Origin of the sequence: Rhodococcus sp. HM1, assembly GCF_023218075.1 — a bacterium.
Lineage (GTDB): Bacteria > Actinomycetota > Actinomycetes > Mycobacteriales > Mycobacteriaceae > Rhodococcus.
Window position 1 is genome coordinate 41,667 of sequence record NZ_JALPTB010000017.1, and the last position, 15,910, is coordinate 57,576.

At 68.5% G+C, this 15,910-nt stretch carries 16 protein-coding genes; 8 read left to right on the forward strand and 8 right to left on the reverse strand.

All coding sequences use genetic code 11. The annotated features are described in order from the left end of the window. The first annotated feature begins 71 nt into the window (after positions 1-71). From M1M07_RS11580 to M1M07_RS11590, 3 genes are read left to right on the forward strand one after another with little or no spacing between them, the layout of a single operon-like run. Positions 72-1,349: a TetR/AcrR family transcriptional regulator gene (locus M1M07_RS11580; protein WP_248674257.1), complete on the forward strand. Its 1,278-nt coding sequence runs from the start codon at positions 72-74 to the stop codon at positions 1,347-1,349. Then, positions 1,346-2,452 carry an NAD(P)-dependent alcohol dehydrogenase gene (locus M1M07_RS11585; protein WP_197256960.1) on the forward strand — a complete coding sequence of 369 codons (1,107 nt, stop codon included), beginning with the start codon at positions 1,346-1,348 and terminating at the stop codon, positions 2,450-2,452. The genes M1M07_RS11580 and M1M07_RS11585 overlap by 4 nt, the downstream gene beginning before the upstream one ends. A gap of 11 nt (positions 2,453-2,463) precedes the next feature. Then, on the forward strand, positions 2,464-2,940 hold the full coding sequence (locus M1M07_RS11590) for a DUF4334 domain-containing protein (RefSeq protein ID WP_197256962.1): 477 nt from the start codon (positions 2,464-2,466) through the stop codon (positions 2,938-2,940). Between the two features lie 99 nt (positions 2,941-3,039). Here M1M07_RS11590 and M1M07_RS11595 read toward each other — a convergent pair whose 3' ends face one another. Both M1M07_RS11595 and M1M07_RS11600 read right to left on the reverse strand, forming a co-directional pair. After that, a complete protein-coding gene (locus M1M07_RS11595) occupies positions 3,040-3,894 on the reverse strand; it encodes an oxygenase MpaB family protein (RefSeq protein ID WP_197256964.1) in 855 nt (284 codons plus the stop codon). Positions 3,895-3,988: 94 nt separating this feature from the next. Continuing rightward, the gene (locus M1M07_RS11600; RefSeq protein ID WP_197256966.1) at positions 3,989-4,699 is read right to left on the reverse strand and encodes a GntR family transcriptional regulator; all 711 of its coding nucleotides are present in this window, start codon (positions 4,697-4,699) and stop codon (positions 3,989-3,991) included. Positions 4,700-4,922: 223 nt separating this feature from the next. Here M1M07_RS11600 and M1M07_RS11605 point away from each other — a divergent pair, with 223 nt between their 5' ends. Together M1M07_RS11605 and M1M07_RS11610 are read left to right on the forward strand one after the other, a co-directional pair. Continuing rightward, entirely contained in the window at positions 4,923-6,431 is a 1,509-nt protein-coding gene (locus tag M1M07_RS11605; RefSeq protein ID WP_197256968.1) for an aldehyde dehydrogenase family protein, read from the forward strand. A 4-nt stretch (positions 6,432-6,435) separates the two neighbouring features. Further along, positions 6,436-7,407, forward strand: coding sequence for an oxygenase MpaB family protein (locus M1M07_RS11610; protein ID WP_197256970.1), 972 nt, complete (start codon positions 6,436-6,438; stop codon positions 7,405-7,407). A 95-nt stretch (positions 7,408-7,502) separates the two neighbouring features. Here the strand turns inward: M1M07_RS11610 and M1M07_RS11615 are convergent, their stop codons facing one another. From M1M07_RS11615 to M1M07_RS11630, 4 genes are all read right to left on the reverse strand, one after another. Further along, positions 7,503-8,978 (reverse strand): MFS transporter, encoded by a 1,476-nt coding sequence (locus M1M07_RS11615; protein ID WP_197256971.1) that lies wholly within the window; start codon positions 8,976-8,978, stop codon positions 7,503-7,505. 81 nt (positions 8,979-9,059) lie between these two features. After that, the gene (locus M1M07_RS11620; RefSeq protein ID WP_231611642.1) at positions 9,060-9,575 is read right to left on the reverse strand and encodes a TetR/AcrR family transcriptional regulator; all 516 of its coding nucleotides are present in this window, start codon (positions 9,573-9,575) and stop codon (positions 9,060-9,062) included. 101 nt (positions 9,576-9,676) lie between these two features. Beyond that, positions 9,677-10,285: a recombination mediator RecR gene (gene recR, locus M1M07_RS11625; RefSeq protein ID WP_248674258.1), complete on the reverse strand. Its 609-nt coding sequence runs from the start codon at positions 10,283-10,285 to the stop codon at positions 9,677-9,679. Positions 10,286-10,294: 9 nt separating this feature from the next. Next, a complete protein-coding gene (locus M1M07_RS11630) occupies positions 10,295-10,618 on the reverse strand; it encodes a YbaB/EbfC family nucleoid-associated protein (RefSeq protein ID WP_072813514.1) in 324 nt (107 codons plus the stop codon). 76 nt (positions 10,619-10,694) lie between these two features. Between M1M07_RS11630 and M1M07_RS11635 the strand changes: the two genes are divergently transcribed. After that, on the forward strand, positions 10,695-11,435 hold the full coding sequence (locus M1M07_RS11635; RefSeq protein ID WP_248674259.1) for an Rv3717 family N-acetylmuramoyl-L-alanine amidase: 741 nt from the start codon (positions 10,695-10,697) through the stop codon (positions 11,433-11,435). Between the two features lie 43 nt (positions 11,436-11,478). Here the strand turns inward: M1M07_RS11635 and M1M07_RS11640 are convergent, their stop codons facing one another. Beyond that, the gene (locus M1M07_RS11640; protein ID WP_248674260.1) at positions 11,479-11,913 is read right to left on the reverse strand and encodes an SRPBCC family protein; all 435 of its coding nucleotides are present in this window, start codon (positions 11,911-11,913) and stop codon (positions 11,479-11,481) included. A gap of 144 nt (positions 11,914-12,057) precedes the next feature. Between M1M07_RS11640 and M1M07_RS11645 the strand changes: the two genes are divergently transcribed. Both M1M07_RS11645 and M1M07_RS11650 read left to right on the forward strand, forming a co-directional pair. Then, positions 12,058-13,503 (forward strand): FAD-binding oxidoreductase, encoded by a 1,446-nt coding sequence (locus M1M07_RS11645; RefSeq protein WP_197256978.1) that lies wholly within the window; start codon positions 12,058-12,060, stop codon positions 13,501-13,503. Continuing rightward, entirely contained in the window at positions 13,500-14,819 is a 1,320-nt protein-coding gene (locus M1M07_RS11650; protein WP_248674261.1) for a class I SAM-dependent methyltransferase, read from the forward strand. The genes M1M07_RS11645 and M1M07_RS11650 overlap by 4 nt, the downstream gene beginning before the upstream one ends. 38 nt (positions 14,820-14,857) lie before the next feature. On the opposite strand, the gene M1M07_RS11655 is transcribed toward M1M07_RS11650, so the two are convergent. Then, positions 14,858-15,895, reverse strand: a complete 1,038-nt coding sequence (locus M1M07_RS11655) for a type IV toxin-antitoxin system AbiEi family antitoxin domain-containing protein (RefSeq protein WP_197256980.1) — start codon at positions 15,893-15,895, stop codon at positions 14,858-14,860. Between the last annotated feature and the right edge of the window lie 15 nt (positions 15,896-15,910).

A 15,910-nucleotide genomic window follows, 5' to 3' on the forward strand; every position in this document is an offset into this window, starting at 1 on the left:
TTCCTGATGCTGTCGGGCGTGGAGTAGGATTGTTACCTTAGAGACAGAGACCCCGAACGCGAGGAGGCCCTGTGGCCGAACAGGCACAGGTCGAGAGTCGCCCGAGCCGCACCCGCGCAGCCGACGATTCCAACCGGCCCGCACCCCGGCGCCGCCCGAAGAACCGGAAGGCGCAGATAGCCACGGTCGCGGCCGAGGCGTTCAGCGAACGCGGATACCACGGGGTCAGCGTCGACGAGATCGCCGCGACCGTCGGCATCTCCGGTCCCGCGCTCTATCGGCACTTCCCCAACAAGTACGCGTTGTTCCTGCACGCGGTGACCGCACTGACCGAGGCTCTGCAGGCCGCCGTGGCCGCGCCCGATCCGGACTCCGACGCCGCCGGACTCGGTCCGCAGGACGAACTCGACCGGCAGCTGCTCGCGACGATCCGCACCTCCATCGACAACCGCCGCACCGGCGGTCTGTACCGCTGGGATCGGCGGTACCTCACGAAGGAGGACCGCGCCGAGATCGACCGCATGATGCGGGACATCAACAGCCGCATCGGCGAGACGATCGCCGGGGTCCGGCCCGGCCTGGCCAGGTCCGACTACGTGCTGCTCAGCAGCGCGGTGCTCAGCGTCATCGGCTCCATCACCGCCCATCGGGCTCCCCTCGCGAGCCGCCGGCTCGAGCAGCTGCTGCTCGGCGCGTGCCATGCCGTGATCGGCACCGAACTCGAGCCGGACGAGCCGCAGACGGACGAGCCCACGCGGGGTCCGGGACTCGCGGTCGCCAACCGGCGTGAGGTGCTCCTGCGCGAGGCGATCCTCCTGTTCGATGCCCACGGGTACCACGAGGTGAGCATCGAGGAGATCGGTGCGGCCGCGGGTATCAACGCCTCCGGCGTCTACCGGCACTTCGCCAGCAAGGCGGATCTGCTCGCCGCGGCCTTCCACCGGGCCGCCGACCGGCTGGCCGTCGCCGTCGGTTCGGCGCTCGCCGAGTCCACGACTCCGTCCGAAGCGATCGACGCGCTCACCGAGGTCTACGTGCGATTGGCGTTCGAACGCAGCGAGCTGATGTCGGTGTACTTCGCCGAGATCGGGAATCTGCCCGACTCCCATCGCGCGGACCTTCGCAACGTGCAGCGGCTGCACGTCGACGAGTGGGCCCGCCTGGTCGGTGAGGTGCGGCCCGAACTGTCCGCGGTCGAGTGCCGTTTCCTCGTCCACGCGGCCCTCAATCTGGTCCTCGACAGCGGCCGGCTCGTGCGATTCGATCCGGCTCCGTCGAACCTGAAGCGCGTGCAGCAGTTGATGCTTGCCGTCCTGCTCGGCGACAACACCGGGCAGGCCGGCGCATGACCCGCACCGCGACCGCGGCGGTGCTGCGCGCGCACGGCAGCGCCCCCGCCCTCGAAACCGTCACCGTCCCGGACCTGCGCCCCGACGAAGTGCTCGTGCGCATCGCGGGCGTCGGCATCTGTCACACCGACCTCACCGCCGCCGACGGTGGTGTTCCCCTGCCGCTGCCCGCGGTGCTCGGGCACGAAGGCGCCGGCATCGTCGCCGAGATCGGCTCGGAGGTCACCGAACTCGCGGTCGGCGACGCGGTGGTCCTCGGATTCGACTCGTGTCGTACGTGCCGCAACTGCAGCCGCGGTCGACCCGCCTACTGCACCCGGTTCGCACCCCTCAACTACGGGGGCCGCCGACCCGACGGCAGCACCACGATGCACGACGCCGCGGGCGAACCCGTCCACGGCAACTGGTTCGGGCAGTCGTCGTTCTCGTCGCTGGCGGTCGCGACCGCGCGCAACGCCGTGCGCCTGCCCGACGACGTGCCGGTGGCGCTCGCGGGGCCCCTCGGCTGCGGCCTGCAGACCGGCGCCGGCACGGTACTGAACACGCTGCGACCCGAGCCCGGCTCGTCGATCGCGGTGTTCGGGCTCGGTGCGGTCGGCATGGCCGCGATCGCGGCGGCGAAGATCGCCGGATGCACCACGATCGTCGGAATCGATCCGAATCCGCGGCGGCACGACGTCGCGGGGCAACTGGGCGCGACCACCGTCCTGTCCCCGGACGAGAACACGGCGCGACGAATCCGCGAACTGACCGGAGGCGGAGCCGATTTCGCGGTCGAGTCGGTCGGGTCCGAGACGGTGATCCGGCAGGCGCTGTCGTCGCTGGCCAGTCCCGGAACGTGCGCCACGCTGGGCCTGCGCGCGGGACGCAACCCGATCACCGTCGACCAGACGCACCTGCTCAGCGGTCGCACCCTGACCGGGGTCATCGAGGGTGACAGCGATCCGCACGTGTTCCTGCCACAACTCGCCCGGTGGTGGCGCGAGGGCCGGTTCCCGGTGGACGCGCTGGTTCGGACGTTCCCGTTCGAGAAGTTCGGCGACGCACTCGCCGCGGTCGAGGCGGGCGAAGTCGTCAAAGCGGTACTGACATTCGAACAGTGAAGGAGTTTGGGATGACGGTCCAGGAGGACGTCGCGGCCCTGCGTGCCCGCACGGATCGCATCGATCCGCGTGAACTCGACGCGGTGTGGGACCGACTCGAACCGGCCACGATCGACGATCTGGTCGGATATCGGTGGCGCGGATTCAGTTTCGACACCGGTCACCACACGCACCAGATGCTGGGCGCGGCACGCTGGTACGGCAAGTCGTTCGCCTCCGCCGAGAGCGCCCAGCCGTTGCTGTGCTACGACGAAGACGGAAACCTCTTCTCCGACAAGGCCACCGGTCGCGGCGGCGCGTCGCTGTGGGAGGTGCGGTTCCGCGGTGAGGTCACCGCGACCATGGTGTACGACGGCATGCCGATCTTCGACCACTTCAAGAAGGTCGACGACGACACGCTGATCGGCGTGATGAACGGCAAGGGCCGGCTGGTCTTCGACAACGGCGAGCACTACTGGTTCGGCCTCGAGCGCGACGTCGCTCTCTGAAACCCGTTGGTGGGGGCCGACATCCGGCCGGACCGGATGTCGACTCCCGTTACCCGGTAGTGCGCGGGACCTCGCCGAGGCGAGCGCAACGTCCGACGATCAGATGATGTGCTTGTCGGCGGCGAAGCGGCGGCGCATGTCGCGCAGGTAGTAGGTCGCCGACAGCTGCCGGATCGGACGGGGCACCTTGACGTAGACGGCTCCGATCGTGGCCATGAGACGGTCGAAGCGGCGCTGGTCGCGGGGACTCCACGGGAGCGCGAACTCGTCCCGGATACGCTGCGGCAGAAGGCCGATCGTGAGGAACCGCTGCAGCGGCATGGCGAGGCGCACCGGCAACGGCGAGTCGCCGCCGCTGAGCAGCACGCGGGTGTACGCGCGGACCTTGTCGTCGACCTGGAGGGTTGAGATCTTCTCGTCCCAGTAGGCGTCGAACTCGGCCCGGGTCGCCGGCCACATCTCTTCCTTGACCTGCAGCGCGGTGCCGTAGACCGCGGACTGCCGGTAGATGCGCTCGGCGTCGGCGTCGGACAGCTTCCCGAAGAAGCGCTCGTACATGTTCAGACCGTTGCGGTACAGCGTTGCCGCGACCCACAACTGCAGCTCGGGATCGAATGCGCTGTAGGTCTCCGAGCGCACCGGCACGTGGGCCTTGTTGACCAGCCGGACGATCGCCTTCTTCTCCTCCTCGGTGCCGAGGGTGACGGCGTAGACGTAGGTCATAGTGGTGCGCAGACGGTCGAGCGGCCGCTGCAGGGTCGTGCTGTGGTCGGCGACGCCGTACCCGACCCCACGCTCGGCGAGCTGCAGCAGCACGGTGGCGCCGGCACCGAGGAGCAGCATGGACTCACCGACGAAGTCGTTCAGGTTCACCGAGCCGGGCGGGATCGGCGGCACCGCCGCCGGCGTTTCCGGCGCAGACGTTTCGACACGCTCTTCCGTACGGGTCCCCATCGGTTCGTCCTCTTCTCAGCGAAATTCCGAGTGCTACACGGTCACCCAATATTGTGCACGGGTGTGTGCAGATTTCACAAGGGGTCGAACGGCCCTACTCCGCGGACCCGAAACCGACGCGCTCGAGATGCGTCACGAGGCGCTTCGCGGCGTCGTCGAACAGGGACAGGGTTTCGCCTCGCACGGCGTCGCGGTCGCGGGTACGCAGAGCGGCGATCAGGCGCCGATGCGATTCGACGGCCCGCTCGCCCCACCCGATATCCCCTGCGTAGAGGCGGTACGGGGTGTTGCGGGCGGCGCTGCCGAGGAACCAGGCCAGCTTCGGACTGTGCGCGAGGCGGTTGAGTTCCCGATGGAAGACGAACTCGGCATCCGCGATTCGCTCGACGTCCGGATCCCCACCCCGGGACGACGAAACCGCCGCAGCCAGAGCCTGATTGAGCTCGTCCAGGCGATCGAGATCGGCCTCCTTCGCACGATCGACGACGCGGAGAGCCAGCTCCACCGCGATGCGCCCCTGCAACCAGAAGACGTCGGCGACGTCGCCGGACCCGAACGGTGCGACGACGTACCCGCGGTTGGGGACCGACTCCACCATCCCCTCCCCCCGCAGCGTCAGCAGCGCCTCGCGCACGGGCGTGACGCTGACGCCCAGGTCGGAGGCGGTTTCGTCGAGCCGGACGAAGTCGCCGGGACGGAGTTCACCGGACATGATCGACCCGCGCAGATGCGCCGCGACCTCGTCGGACAGTTGCGGCCGTCGCGCCGATCCCGTGCCGCGGGACGTGCGTGTGGGTGCAGCCATCGCCTCTCCTCATCCTTCTCTCGCGCAACGATCCGATCGCGGGCAACAGGCGAATAGGGCGTGGCCGGTTGTCATTTCGCCTTTTCGCGCTCCCGGATCGGGCGAATACGGCCACACCTGCCCACGAGGGGTTGTCGACGCGGGACGCGCAGCCTAGTGTGAAACGCATTACCAGGAATCGCATCAAATATATGTGATGCGCTCGGCCAAGGAAGCGGCGCCAATGACCCAGGAACTGACCCCCACCGAGACGACAGGAGAGGCGGCCACCACGTTCGCCAGCCTCGATCCGCGCAACGGCAATGTGCTCGCCGAATATCCGATCGCCACCACCGCAGACGTCGCCGGCGCGGTCGAACGCGCTCGGACCGCCGCCCGTTGGTGGGACGCTCAGGGCTTCCGCGGCCGCCGCGACTGGCTGCTCGAATTCAAGAAGGCCATCGCGGTGGACGCCGACTCGCTCGCGAGCGTCGTCTCTGCCGAGACCGGAAAGCCGCACGGCGACGCGTTTCTCGAAGTGATGCTCGCCATCGAGCATCTCGACTGGGCGGCGAAGAACGCGAAGAAGGTTCTCAAGGCGCGCAAGGTGCCGTCCGGCCTCGCGAGCTTCAACCAGGCGGCGACGCTCGAATACAAGGCGCTCGGCGTCGTCGGCGTCATCGGGCCGTGGAACTACCCGGTGTACACCCCGATGGGTTCGATCTCGTACGCCCTCGCCGCCGGCAACGCCATCGTGTTCAAGCCCAGCGAACTCACGCCCGGCGTCGGCAAGTGGCTCGAGACCAAGTGGAACTCGATCGCCCCGACCCAGCCGGTCTTCCAGGTGATCACCGGTCTCGGTGAGACGGGCGCGGCACTCGCCCGCTCCGGCGTGGACAAGATCGCGTTCACCGGTTCCGGCCCGACCGCCCGCAAGGTCATGGCAGTGTGCGCCGAAACCCTCACCCCACTCGTCGCCGAGTGCGGCGGCAAGGACGCGATGATCGTCGCCGCGGACGCCGACCTGGACAAGGCCGTGCAGTTCGCCGCGTTCGGTGCCTTCGGCAACGCCGGCCAGACCTGCGCCGGCGTCGAGCGCGTCTACGTCGTCGAGTCGGTCTACCAGCAGTTCCTGGACAAGTTCGTCGCGGCCGTCGAGCGGGCCGTCCCCGGCGGCACGGACGATTCCACCTACGGCCCGATGACCCTGCCGCGCCAGATCGACGTCGTGCGCAGCCACGTCGAGGACGCCCTCGCCAAGGGCGGCACCGCCGTCGTCGGCGGCCCCGAGTCCGTCAAGGAGCGGTACGTCGAGCCGGTGATCCTCACGAACGTGCCGGAGACGTCCAGCGCGGTGTGTGAGGAGACGTTCGGCCCGACCGTCGTCGTCAACAAGGTGCGCGACCTCGACGAGGCCGTGGAGCGCGCGAACGGCACCAGCTACGGTCTCGGCGCGTCGATCTTCACCAAGAGCAAGTCGCGGGGTCGCGCGATCGCCGAACGCCTGAACAACGGCATGGTGTCGGTGAACTCGGTCCTCGGTTTCGCGGGCATCCCGTCGCTGCCGTTCGGTGGCATCGGCGAGTCCGGTTTCGGCCGTATCCACGGTGCCGACGGCCTGCGCGAGTTCAGCCGCCCGAAGGCCGTCACGGTCGAGAAGTTCAAGGCTCCTCTGAACCTGATGTCGCTCGAGCGGTCCGAGCGGGACATGAAGATCTCCGCCGCCATGCTCAAGTACATGCACGGTCGGTGATCGCGTGACCACGACACGTCCGTCCACCCGCCGCACCCGCAAGCCCGCGGTCGCGGCGGTGCCCGCGGCCCGCATCGAGAAGGCGGGTTCGTTCCCTGCGCCCGATCGTGATCCGCATCCGAAGCGCGGGCGCCTCGGGTGGCTGAGGGTGATCGAGGGTCTCGACCCCGTCACCCACCATCAGGACATCATGCGCATCACGGCGGGCTACGAGTTCCCGTGGGACTACCAGCGCTCGCTCGAGTTCGCTCTGTTCCGCACCTACTGCGTGCCGACGATCTCCGACTTGCTGGCGCGCACCGGGGAGTTCGAGAAGCGACCGCAGAAGCGGTACGACGACACGTCGCTGCTGATGGCCGAGCTGATCGAGCACGGCTACGACTCCGATCGGGGCCGCGAGTCGCTGCGCAACATCAACCGGATGCACGGGATGTACACGATCGACAACGACGACATGCTGTATGTCCTGTCGACGTTCATCTACGACCCGTTGGACTGGATCGACCGGTACGGCTGGCGGCGGCTGCATCCGAACGAGCGCCTCGCCTCGTTCCACTTCTACCGCCAGGTCGGGATCCGGATGGGCATCAAGGACATCCCGGAGTCCTTCCAGGAGTTCCACCGTTTCAAGACGGAGTACGAGCGGACGAAGTTCGTCTACAGCGACTCCAACAACAAGATCGGCACGTACACGCTGCGGCTGTTCGAGTCGTGGTACCCGTCGGTGCTCCGGCCGGTCGTCGCGTCGGCGGTGTATGCGCTGATCGACGAGCAGATGGCGACGGCGTTCGGATTCGAGCAGGGATCGCCGCGGTCGCGGGCGATCGCCGAGTCGGCACTGCGTGCGCGGTCGGCACTGGTGCGCCTGCTGCCGAAGCGCCGGGCGTCGGTGTCGGCGAAGAACCCGCAGAACCGCACGTATCCGGGCTATCCGGTCGGTTACCGGCCGCGCGATCTGGGCGTCGGACACCACTGATCCGGCCGGATCCCGAATCCACTCGGCCCCCGTTCCTCCGCCGGTTCGATCGAATCGGACGGGGGAACGGGGGGCCGAGTGGTTGTTCGCTGTGATCAGGCGATGCAGCTGCGACGCCCGCGTGCCGGCAGCGCGAAGGCGGCGGCGAACACGATCACCGCGCATGCCCCGCACGCGAGGTAGGCGAGCGTGAATCCGGTGCCCGAGATCCCGCCGGCCAGGGTGTACGCAGCGAGGATCGAGGCGACCGTCGCGCTGCACACGGTGCTGCCGACGGTGCGCAGCAGCACGTTCACGCCGTTGGCGGCGGCATTCTGCGTGGCCGGGACCGCACCGAGGATGAGCAGCGGCAGCGTGCAGTAGACGAAGGTGGTGCCGACCGCGGCGACGAACACCGCGGCGACGACCGTCCAGACCGGCTTGTCCGGCACGGCATGGACGGCATACCCCGCGATGAGGAACAGCGCACCACCGAACATCGCGGCGCGTGCGCCGAACCGGTCCGCGACGCGCGCCGCGACGAGCGCGAAGATCATCATCGCGAAACTCGCGGGCAGCTGGCACAGCGCGGCCTGCAGGATCGTCAGCCCGTAGCCGGCTCCCTGTTCGGGCGAGGCCTGCAGCAGCTGAGTGGTGATGAGCGTGTTGCCGTAGAACGCGAAACCGACGACGAGCGCCGTCAGGTGCGGGACCAGGACCGCCCGCTTCGCGGAGACACGCAGGTCGACGAGGGGGTTTCCGTTGCGCAGCTGCTGCATACCCCACAGCAGGAAGAGCACGATCGCGGTCGCGAACATCGTCAGCACCGCGGGACTGGTCCACCCCCACGTGCTGCCCTGGGTGATCGGCACCAGCAGGCACACCAGGGCCCCGGTGAGACCGACGGCGCCGACGGCGTCGAAGCGGCCGCCGGTGCGGGTTCGGGATTCGCGGATGAAGATCACTGCCGCGGCGAGCACACCGGCGCCGATCGCAGTGGTGACCCAGAAGAGCACGTGCCAGTCGGCGTACTCCACGATGGTCGCGGCGAACGGGATACCGACGGCGGTACCGATACCGAGGGTGGCGCTGAGCACGGCGACGGCACGGTCGACGCGCTCCCGGGGCAGTTCGTCCCGGAGGATCGACATGCCGATGGGCAGCACCGCGGCACCGGCGCCCTGCAGCCCGCGGGCCAGGATGAGCAGGCCGATCTGCGAGGTCAGCGCGCAGATCAGGGAGCCCAGCGTCATGAGTGCGAAGGCGGTGACGAGCATCCGCTTCTTGCCGATCATGTCGGCGAGGCGACCGAAGATGGGAGTCATGATGGCGCCGACCAGCAGTGTCGTGGTCAGCAGCCAGGACGCGGCGGTGGCGCCGGCACCGGTGAGGGCCGGCATGCTCGGCAACAGCGGAACCATGACCGTCTGCATGATGGCCTGGAACACCGCGCCGACGGCGAGAATCGGGAAGACGAAACGCGACGAGCCGCCGTCGGGGGCGGTCGTGCGGGAAGGTGCGACTACTGGTGAGGACAACCGGTCTGTGCGCGGGAAGCGGATGCGCAAGGGGAGAACCGATGCCTGAGTCATCAGAAACTCCTTGCCTGTAGTAAATAATTGTTCACCACTGTAGGTGAACGGTCATTTACCTCACAAGGTGTGAGAGCTTTTTCACTCGCCGTCGAGCAGTTTCTGCACCAGAGGCGCGTACAACGGCAGCACGTCGTCGACCGTCCCGGTCGCGAGCTCTCGCATCATCCGGCGCCGCATGATCGCCAGTCCCATCACCATCGACATCGCCAGCTCCGCCCGCAGCCGCGCGTCCGGGCCGGGCAGACGCGCGGCGAGCGCGTCGATCATCTGCGTCGAGTAGTTCTCCCGCAGGGTGCGGTTGCTCTCCTCGCTGGTCCCGCTCATGAACAGGATGTTCATCGACAGCGGACGATAGGGCTCGCTCGGTCGCGCGAGCAACGACACCATGTGCTCGCCGAGTCGTTCCACGGGCGCGTCGAACAGTGTTTCGGCGCCGCTGTGGAAATCGATCAGTTCCTCGAACAACTGCTCCTTGGAGCCGAAGTACTTGATGATCAGCGAGGCGCTGACCCCGGCATCCTCGGCGATGTCCTTGAGCGTGATCTCGCGGTACGGCCGGGTCGCGAACGCGACACCGGCCGCGTCGACGATCAGCTTCCGAGTCTCCTCGGCGGTCCGGCGGCGGCGGTGTTCCGGCGCTCCCGCTTCCGGCGCTCCCGCTTCCGTCGGCGCCGTCTCCCTGGGCACCGACACGGCTACAGCGTCCGGCGACCGGACAACGCCCGGCCGAGGGTCAGTTCGTCGGCGAATTCGAGGTCGCCGCCCATCGGCAGACCCGACGCGAGCCGGGTGACGGTCAGGCCCGGGAAGTCGCGCAGCATCCGCACCAGATACGTCGCCGTCGCCTCCCCCTCGGTGTTCGGGTCCGTCGCGATGATGACCTCGGTGACGTCGACGCCGTCCTCCTGGTTGCCGATGCGGGTCAGCAACTCGCGGATGCGCAGCTGGTCGGGGCCGATCCCGTTGAGCGGATCGAGCGCACCGCCCAGTACGTGGTAGCGGCCGCGGAACTCCCGGGTGCGTTCGATGGCATGCACGTCCTTGGGTTCTTCGACCACGCAGATCTGGGTGCGGTCGCGCCGCGGGTCCGCGCAGATCCGGCACCGTTCGTGATCGGACACGGTGCCGCACACCTCGCAGAAGCGCACGCCGTCGCGCACTCTCTGCAGGGCCGCCTGCAACCGGTCGATCTCCGGCGGCTCCACCGACAGCAGGTGGAACGCGATGCGCTGGGCGCTCTTCGGTCCGACGCCCGGCAGTTTCCCGAGTTCGTCGATCAGGTCCTGGACGGGTCCCTCGTACACGCCGGTCCTCTAGAACCCGGGCAGGCCCGGGATACCGCCCCCGAGACCGCCGGCCAGCGGGCCCAGCTTCTCCGCGGCGATTTCCTGTGCCTTCGCGGACGCGTCGGCGATCGCACCGACCACCAGATCCTGCAGCGTCTCGACGTCTTCCGGGTCGACGACCTTCGGGTCGATGTGCACGGCCACGACCTCACCGGTGCCCTTGACGGTCGCGGTCACCAGGCCGCCACCGGCCTGACCGGTCACCTCCGCCTCGGCCATCTCGGCCTGCGCGGACATCAGCTGCTGCTGCATCTGCTGGGCCTGGGCGAGGAGCTGTTGCATATCGGGCATTCCACCGGGCTGCACGAGCACGTCCTTTCAGCAAGTTTCCACCGCCAGCGTAGTCGCTCGCCGGTACCGTGACGGAATGCGTGCGCGCCGGTGGTCGGGATGGATCGTCCCAGTTGCTGTTGCTGCGGTGCTGGTTGCCGGGGGCGGCCCGGCGCCGGCGCAACCGGGAAGCGGCCCGCTCGCCGGCCGCACCGTCTATCTCGACCCGGGGCACAGCGGCGCGAACGACGGCACCCTCACCACCCAGGTCCCCACGGGACGCGGCGGCACCAAGGACTGCCAGACCACCGGGACCGCCACCGACGACGGATATCCCGAGCACACCTTCAACTGGCAGCTCGCGCAGCTGGTCCGCGACGACCTCGTCGCGCTCGGAGCCCGGGTGCTGCTGAGCCGGTCCGACGACAGCTCGGTCGGCAGCTGCGTCGACCGGCGTGCGATCGAAGCGAACGAGGCCGGGGTGGACGCCGCCGTCAGCCTGCACGCCGACGGCGCCGCCGCCGACGCCCACGGCTTCCACGTGAACTACTCGGCGCCGCCGCTCAACGAGGTACAAGCCGGGCCGTCGGTCGCGCTGGCGACGTCGATCCGCGACGCACTGCTCGCCGCGGGAGCCACGCCGTCGACCTATCTGGGCGCCGACGGGCTGCTCGGCCGCGACGACCTGGCCGGCCTGAACCTGTCGCAGCGCCCGTCCGTGCTCGTCGAGGTGGGCAACATGCGCAACCCCGGCGACGCCGCGCGCATGGCCGATCCTGCGGGCCGCGCTCAGCTGGCCGGTGCGGTCGTCGCGGGGATCGCGGCGTTCCTCGGGTGACGGCGTTCCTCGGGTGACGACCGACCCCCGTCGAACCCTGCTGTCAGTCGACTTCGCGGCGGAGGTTCTCGAGCACCTGCTGCTGGATCTTGCGCAGCCCGAGCGGAGCGAAGGTGCGTTCGAAGAAGCCGCCGATGCCGCTCCCACCCTTCCACTGGGTCAGCGTCACGACGGTCGACCCGGTGCCGTTCGGCACCACGCTCCACGTGGTGACCAGCGTCGAATTCGCGTCCTCTTCGGTGATCGTGCTGCCCGACACCGACACCTTCGCCTCGATGTCGCGGACGCGCTTCTCGGTGGCGTGCAGTTTCCACCGCGCGACGGTTCCGGTGCCCTGACCGCCCGAGACGACCCGGTAGTCGGTGTAGTGGTCGGAGAGGATGCGCGGTCGCACCGTCTCGTAGTCCGCGAGGGCCGCGAGCACCCGCTCGGGAGCCGCCGCGAGCTGAATCGAACTGCTTGCGCTGACCTGCGCCATTGGGGTCCTCCTGGTGTCGTGTCTCGGCCGTCTGCGGTCGCACCGACCGGCAACTCGTCGAGTCCGCGCGGTAACCGGACGTACTCGACACTCCGGTCTATTGTGGATTGCGCCCGCAGACGCCGAGCCCGCAGGGGGAGCCGAATGCCGAGTACGCCACGTCAGATCGTTCCGACCGGTGTGCCGGCGCACCGTGAAGGCGTGGACCGCCTGCTTCGTTCCTACCGCAACATCCCCGGCGACGCACCGGTTCGGCTCGCGAAGAAGACCTCGAATCTGTTCCGCGCCCGCGCAAAGATTTCCGCACCCGGCCTGGACGTCTCCGGTCTCGGCGGGGTGATCTCCGTGGATCCGAAGGCGCGCACCGCCGATGTGGCGGGAATGTGCACCTACGAGGACCTCGTGGACGCCACGCTCCCCTACGGTCTTGTGCCGCTCGTGGTGCCGCAGCTCAAGACCATCACGCTCGGCGGTGCCGTCACCGGGCTCGGGATCGAGTCCACGTCGTTCCGCAACGGCCTTCCGCACGAGTCGGTCCTGGAGATGGACATCCTCACCGGTGCCGGTGAGATCGTCACCGCCACCCCGGACAACGAGCACGCCGACCTGTTCCGGGGCTTTCCCAACTCCTACGGTTCGCTCGGCTACGCAACGAGGCTGCGCATCGAACTCGAGCCGGTGAAACCCTATGTTGCGCTGCGGCACCTGCGGTTCGATTCGCTCGGCGCGCTGCAGGCCGCACTGGACCGCATCGTCAACGAACGCAGCCATGCGGGCGTGCCGGTCGACTATCTCGACGGCACCGTGTTCTCGGCGACCGAGAGCTACCTGACTCTCGGTACACAGACCGACGAGCCGGGTCCGGTCAGCGACTACACCGGCGAACACATCTACTACCGCTCGATCCAGCACGCTTCGGTCAACCATCCCAAGACCGACCGCCTCACGATCCGCGACTACCTGTGGCGGTGGGACACCGACTGGTTCTGGTGCTCACGCGCATTCGGCGCCCAGAACCCGCGGATCCGGCGCTGGTGGCCGAAGAGTCTGCTGCGCAGCAGCTTCTACTGGAAGCTCATCGCACTCGACCACAAGTACGGCATCGCCGACCGGATCGAGGCCCGCAAGGGGAACCCGCCCCGCGAGCGCGTCGTCCAGGACGTCGAGGTGCCCATCGAGCGCACCGCAGAGTTCATGCGGTGGTTCCTCGCCGAGATCCCGATCGAACCGGTGTGGCTGTGCCCGCTGCGGTTGCGTGATCGCAGCGCCCCGTCCGATGCGTTGTCGTTCGACGCGCAGCGGCCGTGGCCGATGTACCCGCTCGAGCCGAAGCGCACCTACGTGAACGTCGGATTCTGGTCGTCGGTTCCGGTCGTCCCCGGCAACATCGAAGGAGCCGCAAACCGGACGATCGAGCGGAAGGTCGCCGAACTCGACGGCCACAAGTCGCTGTACTCGGATTCCTACTATTCGCGGGAAGAATTCGAAAAGCTCTACTACGGCGGGGGCGAATACCCGGCGCTGAAACAGAAGTACGACCCCAGGTCCCGTCTGCTGGACCTCTTCGCGAAGGCGGTGCATCGAAAGTGACCACATTCAAATCGGCGCCGACAACCCGCAGAGCGGGTGGACACGACGACAAGCTGAATCTGGCGGAGATCGTCGAGATCGTGACCGGCGGCGACATGCCGCTGCGATTCACCGCGTACGACGGGTCCGCCGCCGGACCCGAGGACTCCCCGTTCGGCCTGGCCCTGAAGTCCCCGCGCGGTGCCACCTACATCGCGACCGCCCCCGGCGACCTCGGGATGGCCCGCGCCTACGTCGCCGGCGATCTCGAACCCGAAGGGGTGCATCCCGGCAACCCCTACGAACTGCTGAAATCGCTGGGCGACCTGCACTTCGAACGCCCGCCGGCGCTGGTCCTCGCCCAGATCGCACGGTCGCTGGGTCGTGACCTGCTGCGGCCGATCGCCCCGCCGCCGCAGGAACACCTGCCGCGCTGGCGCCGGATCGCGGAGGGCCTGAGGCATTCCCGCAGCCGCGACGCCGAGGTCATCCACCACCACTACGACGTGTCGAACGAGTTCTACGAGATGGTGCTCGGCCCGTCCATGACGTACACGTGCGCCCTGTTCGACTCCGAGGACCAGTCGCTCGAGGAGGCGCAGGAGAACAAGTACCGGATCGTCTTCGAGAAGCTGAACCTGAAGCCCGGCGACCGCCTGCTCGACATCGGTTGCGGCTGGGGCGGAATGGTCCGGTACGCGGCGCGCCGCGGCGTCACGGCGATCGGCGCGACGCTGTCGCGCGAGCAGGCGGAGTGGGCGCAGAAGGCGATCGCCGCGGAGGGACTGAGCGATCTGGCCGAGGTGCGGTTCTCCGACTACCGGGACGTACCCGAGACCGGCTTCGACGCCATCTCCTCGATCGGGTTGACCGAGCACATCGGCGTCAGCAACTACCCTGCGTACTTCGGGTTGCTGCACAGCAAACTCCGCGAGGGTGGCCTGCTCCTCAACCACTGCATCACCCGTCCCCGCAACAACGGGAAGGTGAAGGCCGGCGGGTTCATCGACCGCTACGTCTTCCCCGACGGCGAGCTGACCGGTTCCGGCCGGATCATCACCGAGGCGCAGGACGTCGGCTTCGAGGTGCTCCACGAGGAGAACCTGCGTCAGCACTACGCCCTGACGCTCAAGGGCTGGTGCGAGTACCTCGAGGCCAACTGGGATGCGTGCGTCGCCGAGGTCGGTGAGGGCACGGCCCGCGTATGGGGCCTGTACATGGCCGGATCCCGGCTCGGATTCGAGCGCAATATCGTTCAGCTGCACCATGTTCTGGCGGTCAAGCTCGGCGCCGACCAGCGGCCCCTGACCCCGCTGCGTCCCTGGTGGAAGCCGTAGGCGGCTCCGCCGCCCGTGCGTGGTTTCGGTAGCACCCACTACCGAAACCACGCACGACACTCGCAGGGGCCGGGAGCGTCGCGCACCCACCCCAGCCTGGTCAGCACCGCTTCGACCTCCCGCGCGACCTCGCACGGCGCCGACGCGACCTCCTGATAGCCGAAGACCAGCCGCGCCCGTCCGGCCAGTTCGGCGGCGTTGTCGCGACGCCGGTCCCGGAATGCGACCTCGACCATCGAATGCGCCCACCGGCCGTCCAGCCGAACCGTGAGCGGGCATCCGGCGGCGTCGTAGGTGCAGTCCTCGTACAACGTCCGGCCGTCGACGACCGTCGGGGCCTGCCGGGTCGCGACGGGCAGTGCGTGCGCCCGCTCGACGTCGATCGCGTAGTGATATTCGAGGACGGACTGCACACCGTCCGCCAGCAACGTCAGGGCCTCGGTGATCGGACCGCGGTAGCGGTACGGTGGCCGTTCCTCGATCCGCCGGCGCACATCGTGCAGTCGCAGCCCGGCGTTCGTGACCGTGGAGATCAGCGACATGTACGCCTCCCGCGGAGATGCTTGCGCCGTCGCCAGATCCAGTGCCGTGTCGACCTTCGTCGTGCGCGGCAACCGTGCGTCGACACCGATGTAGGCGTGCGCGCGGGACCGGTGCACGACGACCCCGGGATGCAGCGAGGCGGACGGTTTCGACACCGGCAGTTTCGCCTTCGGCCCGGCTGCCCGGACGGTTGCGCGTTGTGGCAGTGCGGATCTGCCGACCGGGACCGTGATGTGGACGGGTGCGGTGTCGTCGACGGGCAGCATGCCCCACACCTCCGCCGCCGTGCGATGACTGAGCATCGCCGGACCGCCTCCGTACAACAGCGCAGCTTCGAGCACCATCGTCCGGGTGAGCGGTCCGCTGCTGACCGCGTAGACACCCTGCAGCACCCGTTGCCATCGCCCGGTGTCGAGCAGGTGCCGGACCGCTCCCCTGCCGATACCCGCCTCCGTCAGCTCGGCCTGGGTGACCAGACCGGTGCGGTCGTCGAACAGCCTCTGTACGTTGCTTTTTCCGAAATCGTCCCCCATGCGGTCGATGATGAC